General features: G+C 66.4%; 15 protein-coding genes and 1 tRNA gene. 6 read left to right on the top strand and 10 right to left on the bottom strand.

Annotated elements, in window-relative coordinates; all coding sequences use genetic code 11:
• The first annotated feature begins 62 nt into the window (after positions 1 to 62).
• The 3 genes from FIV34_RS06485 to FIV34_RS06475 all read left to right on the top strand — a co-directional run bounded on the left by FIV34_RS06485 (position 63) and on the right by FIV34_RS06475 (position 3990).
• On the top strand, positions 63 to 374 hold the full coding sequence (locus FIV34_RS06485; protein WP_139980811.1) for a PsiF family protein: 312 nt from the start codon (positions 63 to 65) through the stop codon (positions 372 to 374).
• A 94-nt stretch (positions 375 to 468) separates the two neighbouring features.
• Positions 469 to 1107, top strand: a complete 639-nt coding sequence (gene upp / locus FIV34_RS06480) for a uracil phosphoribosyltransferase (RefSeq protein WP_139980809.1) — start codon at positions 469 to 471, stop codon at positions 1105 to 1107.
• Between the two features lie 147 nt (positions 1108 to 1254).
• Positions 1255 to 3990: a lamin tail domain-containing protein gene (locus FIV34_RS06475; protein ID WP_139980807.1), complete on the top strand. Its 2736-nt coding sequence runs from the start codon at positions 1255 to 1257 to the stop codon at positions 3988 to 3990.
• Positions 3991 to 4051: 61 nt separating this feature from the next.
• Here the strand turns inward: FIV34_RS06475 and pip are convergent, their stop codons facing one another.
• Both pip and FIV34_RS06465 read right to left on the bottom strand, forming a co-directional pair.
• The gene (pip, locus tag FIV34_RS06470; protein ID WP_139980805.1) at positions 4052 to 5008 is read right to left on the bottom strand and encodes a prolyl aminopeptidase; all 957 of its coding nucleotides are present in this window, start codon (positions 5006 to 5008) and stop codon (positions 4052 to 4054) included.
• A gap of 68 nt (positions 5009 to 5076) precedes the next feature.
• Entirely contained in the window at positions 5077 to 6459 is a 1383-nt protein-coding gene (locus tag FIV34_RS06465) for an FAD-binding oxidoreductase (protein ID WP_139980803.1), read from the bottom strand.
• Positions 6460 to 6582: 123 nt separating this feature from the next.
• Between FIV34_RS06465 and serA the strand changes: the two genes are divergently transcribed.
• Positions 6583 to 7818 carry a phosphoglycerate dehydrogenase gene (serA, locus tag FIV34_RS06460; protein WP_170207527.1) on the top strand — a complete coding sequence of 412 codons (1236 nt, stop codon included), beginning with the start codon at positions 6583 to 6585 and terminating at the stop codon, positions 7816 to 7818.
• Between the two features lie 9 nt (positions 7819 to 7827).
• Here serA and FIV34_RS06455 read toward each other — a convergent pair whose 3' ends face one another.
• A complete protein-coding gene (locus FIV34_RS06455; RefSeq protein WP_139980798.1) occupies positions 7828 to 8772 on the bottom strand; it encodes a GGDEF domain-containing protein in 945 nt (314 codons plus the stop codon).
• Complete coding sequence (locus tag FIV34_RS06450; protein ID WP_139980796.1) at positions 8762 to 9289, bottom strand: hypothetical protein; 528 nt, start codon at positions 9287 to 9289, stop codon at positions 8762 to 8764. Before FIV34_RS06450 ends, FIV34_RS06455 begins: the two co-directional genes overlap by 11 nt.
• Before the next feature lie 138 nt (positions 9290 to 9427).
• Between FIV34_RS06450 and FIV34_RS06445 the strand changes: the two genes are divergently transcribed.
• The gene (locus FIV34_RS06445; RefSeq protein ID WP_139980794.1) at positions 9428 to 9748 is read left to right on the top strand and encodes an EF-hand domain-containing protein; all 321 of its coding nucleotides are present in this window, start codon (positions 9428 to 9430) and stop codon (positions 9746 to 9748) included.
• A gap of 3 nt (positions 9749 to 9751) precedes the next feature.
• Here FIV34_RS06445 and FIV34_RS06440 read toward each other — a convergent pair whose 3' ends face one another.
• Complete coding sequence (locus FIV34_RS06440; RefSeq protein ID WP_246058765.1) at positions 9752 to 10816, bottom strand: linear amide C-N hydrolase; 1065 nt, start codon at positions 10814 to 10816, stop codon at positions 9752 to 9754.
• A 385-nt stretch (positions 10817 to 11201) separates the two neighbouring features.
• Positions 11202 to 11648, bottom strand: coding sequence for a hypothetical protein (locus tag FIV34_RS06435; RefSeq protein WP_139980792.1), 447 nt, complete (start codon positions 11646 to 11648; stop codon positions 11202 to 11204).
• A 147-nt stretch (positions 11649 to 11795) separates the two neighbouring features.
• Between FIV34_RS06435 and FIV34_RS06430 the strand changes: the two genes are divergently transcribed.
• Entirely contained in the window at positions 11796 to 12506 is a 711-nt protein-coding gene (locus FIV34_RS06430) for a hypothetical protein (protein ID WP_139980790.1), read from the top strand.
• Between the two features lie 48 nt (positions 12507 to 12554).
• Here the strand turns inward: FIV34_RS06430 and FIV34_RS06425 are convergent.
• From FIV34_RS06425 to pheT, 4 genes are all read right to left on the bottom strand, one after another.
• Positions 12555 to 12631 (bottom strand) — tRNA-Pro (locus FIV34_RS06425).
• 47 nt (positions 12632 to 12678) lie between these two features.
• On the bottom strand, positions 12679 to 13035 hold the full coding sequence (locus FIV34_RS06420) for a MerR family transcriptional regulator (RefSeq protein ID WP_139980788.1): 357 nt from the start codon (positions 13033 to 13035) through the stop codon (positions 12679 to 12681).
• Positions 13016 to 13315, bottom strand: a complete 300-nt coding sequence (gene ihfA / locus FIV34_RS06415; protein WP_036114917.1) for an integration host factor subunit alpha — start codon at positions 13313 to 13315, stop codon at positions 13016 to 13018. Before ihfA ends, FIV34_RS06420 begins: the two co-directional genes overlap by 20 nt.
• Before the next feature lies 1 nt (position 13316).
• A complete protein-coding gene (gene pheT, locus FIV34_RS06410) occupies positions 13317 to 15698 on the bottom strand; it encodes a phenylalanine--tRNA ligase subunit beta (RefSeq protein ID WP_139980786.1) in 2382 nt (793 codons plus the stop codon).
• Between the last annotated feature and the right edge of the window lie 34 nt (positions 15699 to 15732).

Below are 15732 nucleotides of genomic sequence, written 5' to 3'. Positions count from 1 at the left end.
CGCTTGAGAAAAAGCGTAAGCTCCGTGACGCCGGCTTCCCGGCGTCACGTGGGGGTTTCGCCATGCGTACGCAGTGTCGTGTCGTTATCGTTTCCATCCTCTTCGTTTTCGCCGGTTCCGCGCTTGCGGCCCAGGCCAAGAAAGACCTGACACCGCAGCAGCAGCGGATGTCCACCTGCAACACCCAGGCCACCGGCAAAAAGGGTGACGAGCGCAAAGCCTTCATGTCCAGCTGCCTTAAAGGCGAGCAGCCGGCGGCCGCGCCCAAGATGACCCAGCAGGACAAGATGAAGAAGTGCAATGCCGACGCCTCCGCCAAGACCCTCAAGGGCGATGAGCGGAAGACGTTCATGAGCACGTGCCTGAAGGGTTGACCCGTTGCCGTAGGGGCGCACGCCGTGCGCTCCTACGACGGCGTGGATGTCGCGTGCGACAATGGGCGCATCGCCCCTGCTACGTCGCCTGCCCATGAAAATCGTCGAAGTCCGCCATCCCCTCATCCAGCACAAGCTCGGCCTGATGCGTGCCGCCGGCATCAGCACGAAGGAATTCCGTGAGCTGGCCTCCGAAGTGGCCGCCTTGCTGACGTACGAAGCCACGGCGGACATGGAAACCGAGTGCAAGATGATCCAGGGCTGGGCTGGCCCGGTGGAGGTCACGCACATCAAGGGCAAGAAGGTCACCATCGTGCCGATCCTGCGCGCGGGCCTCGGCATGCTCAGCGGCGTGCTGGAAATGATCCCCGCCGCCAAGGTGAGCGTGGTCGGCCTGCAGCGTGATGAAGAAACCCTGCAGCCGGTGGCGTACTACGAGAAGCTCAGCGGCCGCATGGATGAGCGCACCGCCATCATCGTGGACCCGATGCTCGCCACGGCCGGCACGCTGGTCGCGACGGTGGACATGCTGAAGGCGGCCGGCGCGAAGCGGATCAAGGGCCTGTTCCTCGTGGCCGCGCCGGAGGGCCTGAAGCGCATCGAGGCCGCCCACCCGGATATCGAGATCTACGTAGCCTCGATCGACGATCACCTGAACGAGCTGGGCTACATCCTCCCGGGCCTGGGCGACGCCGGCGACAAGATCTTCGGTACGAAACAAAAGGCGGAATAACGCCCTCGCCTACCGGGTCCGCCGTCACACCGGCTGTCACAAACTTGCGGCAGAATCCTGCGGCGGGCCTGACAGGGGGAGCGCCGCCGCAGGGGATTGCGGGCGTCTTGGGTCGCGTACAACTCAACGACTCGAGGGGATTTTCGAATGCGTTCGACCAAACAGCAGCGCGCCCTGTGGGCGGCGCTCGCCGGCCTCATGGCCGCATCGTCGCTCCAGGCGGCGGATCTTTCCATCACCCAGTTCCGCGTCCGCGGCCCCGCTGGCGGCAACGACGAATTCGTCGAAGTCCAGAACAGCGGCACGGCCCCGCTGGATGTGTCGGGCTACAAGCTCAACGCGTCCAACAACGCAGGCACGACGGGCACCCGCTTCACCTTCCCCGCTGGCGTGACCATCGCGCCGGGCTGCTACCTCCTGCTGGCAAATACGGCAAGTTCCGGCTACTCCGGCAGCGTCGCGTTCGACCAGAAGTATTCGACCGGCGTGACCGATGACGGCGGCCTCGCGCTGCTGGATGCCTCGGGCACGGTGATCGACCAGGTTGGCCTGAGCGCCGGCTCGGCCTACAAGCTGGGCACGCCGCTGGCGAGCCTGGGCAGCACCAACGCCGACCAGGGCTACGGCCGCAAGACCAGCGCCGCCGGGTTCCCGCAGTCCACCGGCGATAACTCCGCCGACTGGGTGAAGGTCGCACCGACCACCCCGCACAACAGCGCCAGCACCTGCGTGGCGCAGGGCCCCAGCCTGTCGATCGCCGATGCATCGGTGAGCCTGCGCAACGCCGATGACGTGCCGATGCCGTTCACCGTGACGCTGAGCCAGGCCGGCGCGGCGGACGTGACGGTGCATGCCGCGACCGCCGACGATACGGCCACCGTCGCCGCGGGCGACTACGACGCGGTGAACACCGACCTCACCATCCCGGCGGGCCAGACGACGGCCACCGTGACGGTGAACGTGCACGGTGCCAAGGCCGCTGGCGCGGACAAGGCGTTCAAGGTCAACCTGACCAACGCCTCGGGCGGCGTCGCCCTGGCCAAGCCCACCGCCGTGGGCGCCATCCTCAACGAGATCCCGGTCGCCGCCGAAATCTGGCAGATCACTGGCCAGGGCCAGGTGTCGCCGCTGCTCGGCAAGCGCGTGGCCACCACCGGCAACATCGTCACCGCGGTGGGCCCGGCCGGCTTCACCATCCAGACCCCGGACAGCCGCGCCGACAACGATCCGCTCACCTCCAACGGCATCTACGTGTTCACCAGCACGGCGCCGACGGTGAAGGCCGGTGACCAGGTGAATGTCGAAGCGACCGTCGACAACTACTTCAACCTGCCGGAACTGAAGAACGCCACCATCACCACCACCCTGCACGGCGCGCGCCTGCCGACCGCGGTGGTGTTCAACGACAAGGTGCCGTCGAACGATCCGAACGCCCTCTCCTGCGGCACGACGAACTACCAGTGCTTCGTGGGCATGCGCGTCACGATCAACAACGGCATGATCACCACCGGCAACCTGCGCTTCAGCAACGAGCCGTTCGCCGAGGTGTACATCACCGCCAACGGCCAGCGTTCGCTGCGCAAGCCGGGCGTCCGTTACACGGTGCCGGTGCCCGATGGCGTGAACCTGCCGAACTGGTCGGGTAACCCGGAAGTGCTGAAGATGAACACGGCCGATTTCGGCGCCGTGCCGGTCAACACGCCGTACAACGCCGGCACCACGTTCAAGGCCGAAGGCGTGATCTCGTACGCGTTTGGCGCGTACACCTTCATCCCCAGCAAGATCACCATCACCAAGGCCAACCCGCTTCCGCGCCCGGTCGACAACAAGCCGTTCTACGCCGTGCGCGTCGGCGCGTTCAACATGGAACGCTTCTGCGATTCGGACTTCAACACCACCTTCACCTGCAGCGGTGGCAGCACCGAGCCGACGCCGGACGAAGTGAAGCTGAAGACCCAGCGCCTGTCCGCGTATGTCGGCAGCGTGCTGAAGCTGCCGGATATCCTGTCGGTGGAAGAGGTGAAGAGCCTCGCCGTGCTCCAGGGCCTGGCCAAGCAGCTCGGTGATGACTACCCGGCGCAGTACGAAGCGTTCCTGCAGCCGGGCCACGACCCGAGCGGCATCAACGTCGGCTTCCTGGTTCGTACCGACCGCGTCCGCGTGGTGGATGTGCGCCAGCTCGACGCCGATGCCACCTGGGACGATGGCGGCACGCAGTCCTTCCTGCACGACCACCCGCCGCTGCTGCTCACGGCGGATGTGCCGTCGATCATCGGCCGCATGCGCATCAACGTGATCTCGGTGCACCCGAAGGCCCGCCAGAACGTCGACAAGACGGGCACCACGGCGGATCGCGACCGCCAGAAGCGCTTCCTCCAGGCCCAGTCGCTGGCCAAACAGGTGCAGGCGCTGCAGACCGACCGGAAGAACCTGCTCACCCCGATCATGGTGGTGGGTGACTTCAACTCGTACCAGTTCAGCGATGGCTTCACCGACGTGGTGGGCCTGGTCTCGGGCAAGTACGACGATAGCCAGAACCTGCTGAAGCTCGGCAAGAACATCGTGAAGCCGGCCCTGTGGAACGCCGTGGATTCGGTGCCCGCCCAGGATCGCTACTCGTTCCTGTTCACCGAGAACTTCGGCAACATCCAGGGCCAGGCCCCGCGCTCGGTGCCGACGCACCAGGTGCTGGACCACGCGCTGCTGAACACCGTGGCCCGTGGTCTGTTCCTGCAGATGGAATACGGCCGCGGCAACCTGGATGCCCCGGTGCAGACGCTGGATGATGCGGCCAAGGAAACCGGCGTGAAGAAGGCGCTGGGTTCGTCCGACCACGATGGTTTCGTGGTGGACCTGCTGACGCTACCGTCGATCCTGCTCTGATCGCGTGATGCAAAAAGGGGCGCCCGGCAAACACCGGGCGCCCCTTTTTTTGTGCGCCGGGTTATTTGGCGAACTGGTTGGTGGCGCGGACGAGCTCGCGGGTGATGCCCGGCTCGAACGCGGAATGGCCCGCGTCCTGGACGATGCGCAGCTCGGCTTCCGGGAAGGCACGGTGCAGGTCCCACGCACTGCGCACCGGGCAGACCACGTCGTAGCGGCCCTGCACAATCACCGTCGGGATATGCCGGATCTTGTGCACGTCACGCAGCAGCTGGCCGTCCACTTCGAAGAAGCCGGCATTGACGAAGTAATGGCATTCGATGCGGGCAAACGCGAGCGCGAACTCGTCTTCACCACTCGAGGCCATGTGGCCTTCGTCCTGGTAGAGATAGCTCGTCGCCGCTTCCCACACCGACCATGCACGCGCCGCGGCGACGCGCGTGGCGGCGTCCGGGCTGGTGAGGCGGCGATGGTAGGCGCTGATCAGGTCGCCATGCTCGGCCGGCGGGATGGCCGAGAGATAGGTTTCCCACGCATCCGGGTAAAGCTGGTCGCAACCGCCCTGGTAGAACCACTCCAGCTCGGTGCGGCGGAGCATGAAGATGCCACGCAGCACCAGTTCGCTCACCTGCTTCGGGTGGGTCTGGGCGTAGGCCAGCGCCAGCGTGGAACCCCACGAGCCACCGAAGACCTGCCAGGTATCGATGCCCAGGTGCTTGCGCAGGCGCTCGATATCTTCGACGAGATCCCACGTGGTGTTGTCGGTGAGCTCGGCGTGCGGGGTGGACTTGCCACAGCCGCGCTGGTCGAACAGGACGATGCGGTACTTCTTCGGGTCGAAGAAGCGGCGGCAGCGCGGGTTGGTGCCGCCGCCCGGGCCGCCGTGCAGGAACACCACCGGCTTGCCGTTCGGGTTGCCGCTCTGCTCGTAGTACAGCGTGTGCAGGTCGGAGACCTTGAGCGAGCCGACATCGTAGGGCTCGATCGCGGGGTACAGGTCGGTGGCGTCCGGGGCCATGGGGGCGTGCCTTGGGGAAATGGGAGGTGTTAAGGGTAGTGGCCCCCGGGTTAGGTGTCAGCTTTTCGTCAAAGCAGCTTCCCGGGGTTCAGGATGCCGTTCGGGTCCAGCACCTTCTTGATCCCGGCCATCAGGGCGATCTCGGCAGGCGAGCGGACGCTGCTTAGCCAGGGCTTTTTCACCAGCCCGATGCCGTGCTCGGCCGAGATGCTGCCCTCGTGCCGGGCCAGGGTGTCCACCAGCAGCGCCGTCACCTGCTCGCACTGGGCGACGAACGCCGGGTAGTCCAGGCCCTCCGGTTTGAGCACGTTGATGTGCAGGTTGCCGTCGCCGATATGGCCGAACCAGACCACATCGAAGTCCGGATAGCCCTCGGCGAGCAGGGCCTGCATCTCGGCCATGAACGCCGGGACCCGCGAGATGCGCACGGAAATATCGTTCTTGTACGGCTTGTACGCCGCCAGGCTCTCGGTGATGCCCTCGCGCAGCCGCCACAAGGCGGCGGCCTGGGCGTCGGACGACGAGATGACGCCATCCACGACCCAGCCCTCCTCCATGCATTGCTCGAAGAAGGCCAGGGCGGCGGCCTCGGCCTTCTCGTCCGCCGCATCGAATTCGGCGACCACGTAGAACGGGTACGCCTCGGCAAACGGGGCCTGCGCCCCGTGCGCCGTCACATGTTCCAGCGCCCGGTCGGTGAAGAACTCGAAGGCTTCCAGGCGCAGGCGGTGCTGGGCTTCGGCAAATACCTTCATCAGCGCATCCATCGCCGGCACGGCGAGCAGCATCACCTGCGACGCCGGCGGCGGCGACGTAAGCGCCAGCGTCGCTTCCACGACGATGCCCAGGGTGCCTTCCGAACCGATCATGAGGTGGCGCAGGTCATAGCCGGAGGCGTTCTTCACCAGGCCTTTGTTGAGGTCCAGCAGCTCGCCTGAGCCGGTCACCACCTTCAGGCCGGCGATCCACTGCCGGGTGTTGCCGTAGCGGATCACCCGGATGCCGCCCGCGTTCGTGGCGATGTTGCCGCCGATCTGGCAGGAGCCTCGCGCGGCGAAGTCCACCGGATAGATGAGGCCGTGCTCGCGGGCCGCGTTGTGCACCGCCTCAAGGGCGATACCGGGCTGCACCGTGAGCGTGCGGTCCACGGCGTTGAAGTCGAGCACCTTGTTCATCCGGTCCAGGCTCACCACCAGCTCACCCGCCGCCGCGACCGCACCGCCGGACAGGCCCGTGCGGCCGCCGGAGGGCACGATGGCCACGTGGTGGTCGTTGGCCCAGCGCACGATGCCCTGCACCTCGGTCGTATCCGCCGGATACGCGATGGCGATGGGCGCGGGGGTCCAGCGCCGGGTCCAGTCGCGGCCGTGGTGCTCCAGGTCGCCCGGGTCGGTGGATAGCTTCAGGCCGGGCAGCAGACGGGCCAGTTCAGTCAGGCGCGGATCGCTCATGGGGCTCTCGCAAAGGGTTCCACCCGAGGGTGCCAGTGCCGCCGCCAGCCGTCCACTGCACTGCAACATCCCGGTCACGTTCTGGCATAGTGGGGCTTCGTTCCGCAGCAAACCGGGCTGGTCATGAAGCGCACGTCGTACCCCAAAGAGGACATCAAGGTTCTGCTCCTGGAGGGCGTCAGCCGCAGTGCGCTGGATACCTTCCGCCAGGCCGGTTACACCCAGATCGAGTTCCACGAGAAGTCGCTGCCCGAGGACGAGCTGCGCGAACGCATCGCCGATGCGCATATCGTCGGCATCCGCTCACGTACCCACCTCAGCGCCGAGGTGCTGGCCGAGGCCCGACGCCTGATCGCCGTGGGCTGCTTCTGCATCGGAACCAACCAGGTGGATTCGGCCGAGGCCGAGCGGCTGGGCGTCCCCGTCTTCAACGCGCCCTACTCCAACACCCGCAGCGTGGCCGAACTGGTCATCGCCGAAACGATCATGCTGATGCGCCGCATCCCGGAGAAGAACGCCGAATGCCACCGCGGCGGCTGGTCGAAGTCGGCCGCGGGCAGCTTCGAGGTGCGCGACAAGGTGCTCGGCATCGTCGGCTATGGCCACATCGGCACCCAGGTCGGCGTGCTGGCCGAATCGCTGGGCATGCGGGTGATCTTCCACGACATCGAAGCCAAACTCTCGCTCGGCAATGCACGCCCTGCCTCCAGCCTGGACGACCTGCTCGAGCGCGCCGACGTGGTGACCCTGCACGTGCCGGAAACCGCCCAGACCAAGCTGATGATCGGCGCGGCCGAAATCGCCCGGCTCCGCCCGGGCAGCATGCTGGTGAACGCCTCGCGCGGCACCGTCGTCGACATTGATGCGCTAGCTGCCGCGTTGCGCTCGAAGCATCTTGCCGGCGCCGCCATCGACGTCTTCCCCGTGGAGCCCAAGGGCAACGACGATCCGTTCGTGTCGCCGCTGGTCGGCATGGACAACGTGATCCTTACCCCGCACGTCGGCGGCAGCACCGGCGAAGCGCAGGAAAACATCGGCATCGAGGTCGCCTCCAAGCTGGTGCGCTACAGCGATAACGGCAGCACGCTGTCGGCCATCAACTTCCCCGAGGTGTCCCTGCCCGGCCACCCGACCAGCCGCCGCCTGTTGCATATCCACCGCAACATCCCCGGCGTGCTTTCCCGGGTGAACGAGGTGTTCTCGCGCGCGGCCGTGAACATCGACGGCCAGTACCTGCAGACCTCGGCGCAGGTCGGCTACGTGGTGATCGACGTCACCACCACCGAGGAACACGCCGCTGCATTGAAGGACGAACTGGCGGCCATCGACGGCACACTGCGGGCGCGCGTCCTCTACTGAAGGCGCCGCTCAGGCGCCGTCGGCCACCACGCGGTGGCGGCCGCGTTCCTTCGCCAGGTAAAGACGGCGATCGGCACGGGCGATGAAGGGCAACACTTCATCGCCCTCCTTCGGGATGATGGTGTTGACGCCGGCGCTCAGGGTCAGGCGCTTGTCCGGGCCCACGCCCGCGTGCGGGATCAGGGCCTTGTCGAGGCGGTCCAGGCAACGCCACGCCATGGCCATGGCGGTGGCTTCGTCGGTGTTCGGCAGCAGCAGCACGAACTCTTCGCCACCGAAGCGACAAAGCAGGTCGTCCGGGCCACGGACGATGCCGGCCAACGCCTGGGCGACGCGCTTGAGGCACTCGTCGCCTTCCAGGTGGCCGTAGTGGTCGTTGTACTGCTTGAAAAAATCGATATCGAGCACGACGACGGACAGCGGCTGATGCGCCTGGCGGGTATCGCGCCAGCGCGCTTCCACCACCATGTCGAAGCGGCGGCGGTTGGCCACGCCGGTGAGGCCGTCCTTGAAGGACAGTTCTTCGAGTTCGCGCTGCATGTCGAGGAGTTTTTCCTCGGTGCGCTTGCGCTCGGAGATGTCGAACATGAAACCGATCAGCGCGTTCGGCGTGCCGTCCTCATTACGGACCACGTGGACCACGTCGCGAATCCAGACGAACTCGCCGTCCTTACGCAGGGCGCGGTAGTCGGCTTCGTGGTCGATACCCGCCTGCGACTGCGCCACGCAGAAATTGAAGACCCACTCGCGGTCTTCCGGGTGCATGCGATCGGCCCAGTCCTGCACTGTCTGCCACGACTGCGGCGCCCAGCCCAGCAGCTCTTCGATCTGCGGGCCGATGTAGGCGAAGCGCAGCGAGGCCCACTCGATTTTCCAGGGAATGGCGCGGGTGGATTCCAGCAGGGTTTTGTACACCCCGAGGTCTTCGGTAAGGATCGCGTCGTCAAGACTCATGCGGGGTGTCCGGGGATTCGGTGGGGTCTTCGGCCAGCGCCACGCCTTCGAGGGGCAGGCCGGCCAGCAATTCGAGGATAGCCAGGGTGTCATCCGGCGCGTGCTCCAGTGCCTCGACGCCGTCGGGTACCTGGATATAGATGCGCGGCGCGCCACCCTTCTCCCCGCGGACATTCTCCATGAGCCACATGACGGTCTCGGGGAGGGCGCGGTGGAGGCTGGGGTAGTCATAGCGGCCGCGCATGGCAGCGGGGCCGAGGTAGACCTGGGTGACGATGCTCGGGACGTCCCGGCCCTGCAGGGCCTGCTGGCAGGGCGACGGCGTATAGGCACCGGCGGCATCGACGCGACCCACCTGGGTCACGGCATGGCCGACCGCGGCCCAGCCGCCCACGGGCGCCTCGCCCAGGCACAGGTCCAGGAAAAACGGGTCCACCTGTTTGTGACTGGCCACCCTGGCCTTCACCTGCGCGAGCGCCTCACGCGCTCGCTGCCGTGCTTCCGTTCCAGTCATCATCTAACCCCCATGGCCCCCCGGCCATGCCCGAGTGTACCCCTGATTTATCGGCCCGGCTGGTCAATCCTTGAGCAGGTCGGGCCAAGCGGGTACCGTCGGCAGGCGCCCCAACGATCCGCCCCAACGGAGAGACAGCTCATGGCTAGTGGGAAAAAACGCGCCCTGGCACTGTGTGCCGCCGCCCTCTTCACCCTGCCCTTCGCGGCCCTTGCCCAGACGGGAGCGGGCTCAGCCGCCCGCTACGCCGAGCAGCAGCTGCACCAGAAATTCCTGCGTGCCGACAAGGACAAGGATGGCTTCCTGACCCAGGCCGAGGCCAAGGCCGGCAACATGCCGACCACGGCCGACCACTTCGCCGAGATCGATACCACGCAGCGGGGCAAGGTGTCGGAGAAGGAGATCCAGCAGTTCCTGCTGAAGCGCGCCGTCGATAAGTCCAACGCGGCCAGCGGGCACTAGCCCTCAGTGCAGCCCGGCGAAGCGGAACGGCTTCGCCGGGACGAACTGGCCGGAGACCTCGCCGGCAAAGGTGTGGCGCTGGTCGGGCCCGAGGTCGAGCTTGCGTACCGGCGTGCCCTCGGTGAAGTCCAACTTCTTCAGGTCCACCCAGAAGGTATTCGGGGTCATCGCCGATTCGAATACGTACAGCCGCCGCTTGTGATCGAACACCGTGCGCCAGCGGGTGGATGAGATGTTCGGCTGGTCGGGCGTGGAGATCCCCAGCGGGACGGAGGCATTGCGGATCACCGAGACCACGCTCGCCAGGGCGAGGTCGGGATCGTCATTCTTTGGAATCGCGTTGACGTAGAACGACGCGCGCGCGAAACGATCCGCAGAGCGGTTGGTCCCCGGCAACATCACCGTGCCACCGATCTCCTGCCAGTACGACTGCAAGGCCAGCTGCTCGTCGAACGTGGGTGAGTTGGTCATCACCTGGTAGCGGCGGTCGTGGTGGATGACCTGCTTGCCACCGATGTATTCCACGATGGCGCTATCACCGCTGGCGTCGGACATGGACAGGTGCAGCGTCGCCAGGCGCGGCTCGCCCGGCACCTCGTCGGTGACCACGACGAAGGGCTCTTTCTCCAGCGCCGCGACGGCTTCGTCCACGGTGGCGAAGTTATCCAGCACGTACTGCGCCCACAGGGCGATGCTCAGCGTCGCGTCGCCGGCTTTGGGCTTCGGGTACGACGACTCGACGAGCCACAGCACGTTGGCCATCAGGCCTTTTTCGTTGGCACCATCGGTGGTGGAGACGTCATAACCGCTGGCGATGACGCTGCCGTATTTCGAGGTCCACGTAATGGAGTGCGGCCCCGCTTCCCCGACGTGGTGCGTGCCACGCGGGAAGACCCACAGGTTCGTGCCCACGTCGACTTTCCAGTCCATCGAGCGGGCGGTGATGACGTCGTCGTTCTTGCCGAGGTAGACGACGCGAGTGCAGGCGTCTGATGCGAGCGGCGCAGCTCCGATCGTCAGGGCGATTGCGCATGCAGCCAGCCATGCGTTACGCATTTTCTTGGCCATCGTAGTGCCCTCGAGTAGCTCCCCCGCCGCCGGAATCATACGCCCGGTGCGACGATGCGAGACCTAAGAAAATCTACTTAGCACACGCAGCACGTCACTCACGCGTACTGAAAACGAGGCGATGGCGACATTCGGCAGTGACTACGAAAGTTCTGCTTTGACACGAAGAAATCCACTACCTAGCATTCGTCGCGTCGGGAACAATCGACCTGCGAGTCTGCAGCGAGGGGCCTTCGGGTTCGGCAGCTGCAGCAGGCGGAGATGCGATGACAAGCACCCCTAACCTGTTCCATTGCCTCGAAGCGAAAGCTTCCGTCGGCCTGGTCCTTCGAAGCCTCCACGCCCACGCGTGGGGGCTTCTTCGTTTCTGCTTGTGTATCGCTTGCTAGGGCATGTCGGGCATGGCCGGGATGGCCTTGGCTTCGCGGTTGAACTGGCGAAGGGCCAGTGCGCCGCGCAGGGCATTGAGGAATGCCAGCCAGAGCACCACCGCCAACACGATGCCGACAAGCGCCTTGGGCTGGGTCGTCCACTGCCACGCCTTTTCCAGCGTAAACAGGATCAGGCCGATCCACGCCGCGACGATGGACTGCCGCCACAGGAATACGCCGAGGACCGCGAAAATCGTCCCGTCGATGACGACCGAACCCGAAACGCCGAGCAACGCGGAGTGCCCTGCCCCTGACAGGAGCAGATAGCCCCCGATACCGAGGTTGACCAGGGCCACGAAGCCCGCTGCGAATGCCCCACCTTTCATAGCCTGCTGTGCGTCGGCACGATTGCCGATAGCCGGAATGAAACGGTTGTCCGAACGAATGGAACTGCGTGCCATTTCCTTTTCCCCCTCTCCGTGATGGTGCCGACTTTAGGGGCAAAGGACGGCCTCACGCCAGAGGGTCAGCGGTCTGATCACCGCACGGGTCAACGTAACGCGCTACGTCACGTTGGACATGACATACCCTAATCAGGACGACCCTCGATGCTCCATTTCCTTCCCTTGCGTGTCGTGTCGGCCGCCTGCCTGGTGGCGCTCGCCGCCTGCGCCACCGATGGCGTCAGGCTGACGTCGGCGCCGCTTCATCCGCAGGTGCTCGCTGGGCGTGGGTTTGACGGGCACTGGGTCGTGGACGTCTCACGCAGTGAAGACCCGGACGCTTCGCCGGGCACCAGCGGTTCGGGGCGTGGCGGCGGCATGAGTGGTGGCCACGGGCATGGTGGGGGTGGCATGGGTGGCGGTGGTGGCGGGATGGGAGGCATGGGCGGCGGCGGCCGACATGGTGGCGGCGGTGGCGCAGGTGCCGGTGGCGGCAACACCGCAGGCGGCGCGAATACCGGTGGCGGCGGCAACGGCGAGATGATGCGTCGTGCCCTCCTGCTGCCCAACACGCTGGACATCGCCATCCAGCCGGGTCACCTGTCCATCGCACCCGATGGCCACCCGCGAAGCGTGCCGATGGTGACGCCGACGAATAACGAGGCGGACACGACGCGAGCCGGCTGGGACGGCGACGACCTGGTGGTGATCGTCCACGGCGACGACAAGCGCGGCGACATCGTGCAGCGTTACACCATCGCGCCGGATCACTCGCGCCTGGTGGTGACGACCGAGTTCAAGCGGCGCTCGAAGACGGTGTCGGTCGTGCGGGAATTCACGGCGACGGCAGCACCCAAGCTGGGTGCCGCGCCGTAAGCCGGCCAAAGAAAAAGGCGCCCCTGTCGGGACGCCTTTTCGAATAATTGGTCGGGGTGGCGAGATTCGAACTCGCGACCACTACACCCCCAGCGTAGTGCGCTACCAGGCTGCGCTACACCCCGACGAGCTAACGATTGTAGCAGCTTCGCCCTGCCCTGCGGAAGCAGGATCAGCGGCGCAGCAGCGTGAGAACCTCTTCCAGTTCCAGGCGAACCTGGCGCACGATCTGGTGCGACATCGTGGCTTCAATGCGGGCCTGGGGGCCCTCAAGACGGGCGCGCGCGCCCGTGATGGTGAAGCCTTCGTCGTACAGCAACGAACGGATCTGGCGAATCATGAGCACGTCATGGCGCTGGTAATAGCGGCGGTTGCCGCGGCGCTTGACGGGCTTGAGGGCGGGAAATTCCTGTTCCCAGTAGCGAAGCACGTGCGGCTTGACGCCGCAAAGTTCGCTGACTTCACCAATGGTGAAGTAGCGCTTCGCCGGGATAGCCGGAAGTTCGGTGTTATTCCCTGGATCCAGCATAGCCCTCGACTCTTACCTTGAGTTTCTGGCCAGGACGGAAGGTGACAACCCGCCGGGCCGAGATGGGGATTTCTTCGCCGGTCTTGGGATTGCGACCGGGCCGCTGATTCTTCTGCCGCAGGTCGAAGTTGCCGAAACCCGACAATTTCACCTGTTCACCTCGTTCAAGGGCCTCGCGGACGACCTCAAAGTAGGCGTCTACGAATTCCTTGGCCTCGCGCTTGTTGAGGCCCACGTCGAGGAAAAGCCGCTCGGCCATTTCCGCCTTGGTCAGCGCCATCTTATCCTCGCAATCTCGCCTTGCATGTCTGCTCCAATGCCTTCACCGCGTCTGCCACGCAAGCGTCGGCATCGTCGTCGGTAAGGGTGCGTGAAGCGTCCTGTAAAATCAAGCCCATAGCGAGACTCTTTCGCCCTTCCTCGACCCCCTTGCCGACATAGCGGTCGAACAGGCGGACCTCCTTGAGGACCTCGCCCAGAACTCCGCGCACGGCGCCTTCCACACTGGCCCAGGCCACGTTTTCGGGCAGGTCCATGGCGATATCCCGGCGCACGGCCGGGAAGCGCGCCACGCGGGAGGCGCTCGGCATCCGCCGCGACAGGATCGGCTCGAGGGCCAGTTCCATCACGTAGACGTCGGGGCCGAGGTCAAGATCTTTCGCCAGGGCCGGGTGCAGGGCACCGAGGAAACCGGCCGGCTGGCCGTCGCGCAGCACGCGGGCGGCACGGCCCGGATGCAGCCATGCCGGCAGGCCGTCGGCATCCACGGACCAGCGCTGGGCCTCGCCCGTATGAGCGATCAGCGCATCGAGGTCGCCCTTGAGGTCGAAGAAGTCGACGGCGCGCGAGGCGTCGCCCCACTGCTCCGCCCGGACACTGCCCGAGGCGACGACGGCCACGCGGCCGATTTCGTCCGGGACACCGCCGGTGGCGTGGAAGCTGCGCGCCACCTCGAACAGGCGCACGCGCTCCTGCTGGCGGGCGCGGTTATGGCGCAGCGCCTCGACCAGGCCCGGCAGCAGCGAAGTACGCATCACGGCCAGGTCCGCCGACAGCGGATTGGCCAGCGGCACCCAGGCGTGGTCGAGGTGCCAGGTCTTCAGCAGGTCAGCGCTGACGAAGGACAGCGTGACCGCCTCGAAGTAGCCGCGGGCGGCGAGCTGGTCGCGCAGGGCCATCTCGGGCAGGCGCGCCTCGGCCACGGGTTCCAGGGCAATCTTACCGGCGGGCGTGGTGGTCGGGATGCGCTCGTAGCCGTGGATGCGGGCCACTTCTTCGATCAGGTCTTCTTCGGTTTCGATATCGAAGCGGCTGCTTGGCGGGGTGACCTGCCAGCCATCGACGATCTCGACCACGCCCATGCCGAGCGCGGTGAAGATGCGGGTGACTTCGGCACCGGCCACTTCGATGCCGAGGATGCGGCGCAGGCGCGCGTGGCGCAGCAGCACGGGGACATGCTCGCGCAGGTCCTCGGCGCGCTCGGCGACGGTCACCGGGCCCGCGTTGCCGCCGGCGATCTGGATCAGCAGTTCGGTGGCGCGCTCGATGGCCCGTGCCGGCAGCGCCGGATCCACGCCGCGCTCGAAGCGATGCGAGGCGTCGGTGTGCATGCCGAGCTTGCGGGCGCGGCCCATGATGGCGGCCGGCGCGAAGTGCGCGGCCTCCAGGAACACATTGCGGGTGGCGTCGGTCACGCGCGAGTCGAAGCCGCCCATGATGCCGGCCACGGCGAGGGCCTTCGCTTCGTCGGCGATCACCACGAAGGACGGGTCGAGCTTCGCTTCGCTGCCGTCGAGCAGCTTCAGCGTTTCGCCCTGGCCCGCGTGGCGCACGACGACGCTGCCGCTCAGCTGGTCGTTGTCGAACGCATGCAGCGGCTGGCCGAGTTCCATCATCACGTAGTTGGTGACATCCACCACCGGACTGATCGGGCGCAGGCCCGACCGGCGCAGGCGCTCGGCCATCCACAGCGGGGTGGCCGCCGTGGTGTCCACGCCTTCAATGATGCGGCCGAGGTAACGCGGCGCATCGGCACCCGCGTCCAGGCGCACGTTGCGCGTGCTGCCGATGGTGGCCGGCACGGTGCTGGCGCCCGAGGCGCGCACGCGGCTGCCGAACAGCGCGGCGACGTCGTGGGCCAGGCCATTCAGGCCAAGCACGTCCGGGCGGTTCGGGGTGATCTTCAGTTCGATGCTGGCATCGGGCAGGCCGAGGTACTCGGCAAGCGACTGGCCCACCGGTGCATCGGCCGGCAGTTCCAGCAGGCCGGACGCATCGGCGTCGATGCCCAGTTCCTTCGCGGAACAGAGCATGCCGGCGGATTCCACGCCGCGCAGCTTCGCCGCCTTGATCTGGATACCGCCGGGCAGCGTCGCGCCGACCGTGGCGAGCGGCACGCGGATGCCCACGCGGGCGTTCGGGGCGCCGCAGACGATCTGCAGCGGCGTGCCCTGCCCTGCGTCCACCGTGCAGACCTGCAGGCGATCCGCTTCGGGATGCTTCACGGCGCCGATGATTTCGGCCACGACCACGCCGCCCAGGCTCTCGCCCAGCGGAGTGACGTCTTCAACTTCCAGGCCCGACATGGTCAGCGCGTGCACCAGCGCCGCGCGGTCCGCGTCGACGGCTACCAGTTCACGCAGCCAGTTTTCGGAGAATTTCATGGGAGCGACTCGTATGCGTTGGGGGCGGCGAAGG

Source organism: Luteibacter pinisoli (assembly GCF_006385595.1).
Lineage (GTDB): Bacteria > Pseudomonadota > Gammaproteobacteria > Xanthomonadales > Rhodanobacteraceae > Luteibacter > Luteibacter pinisoli.
Note: the sequence above shows the minus strand (reverse complement) of the source record. Positions and strands in the feature narration are given on the sequence as shown.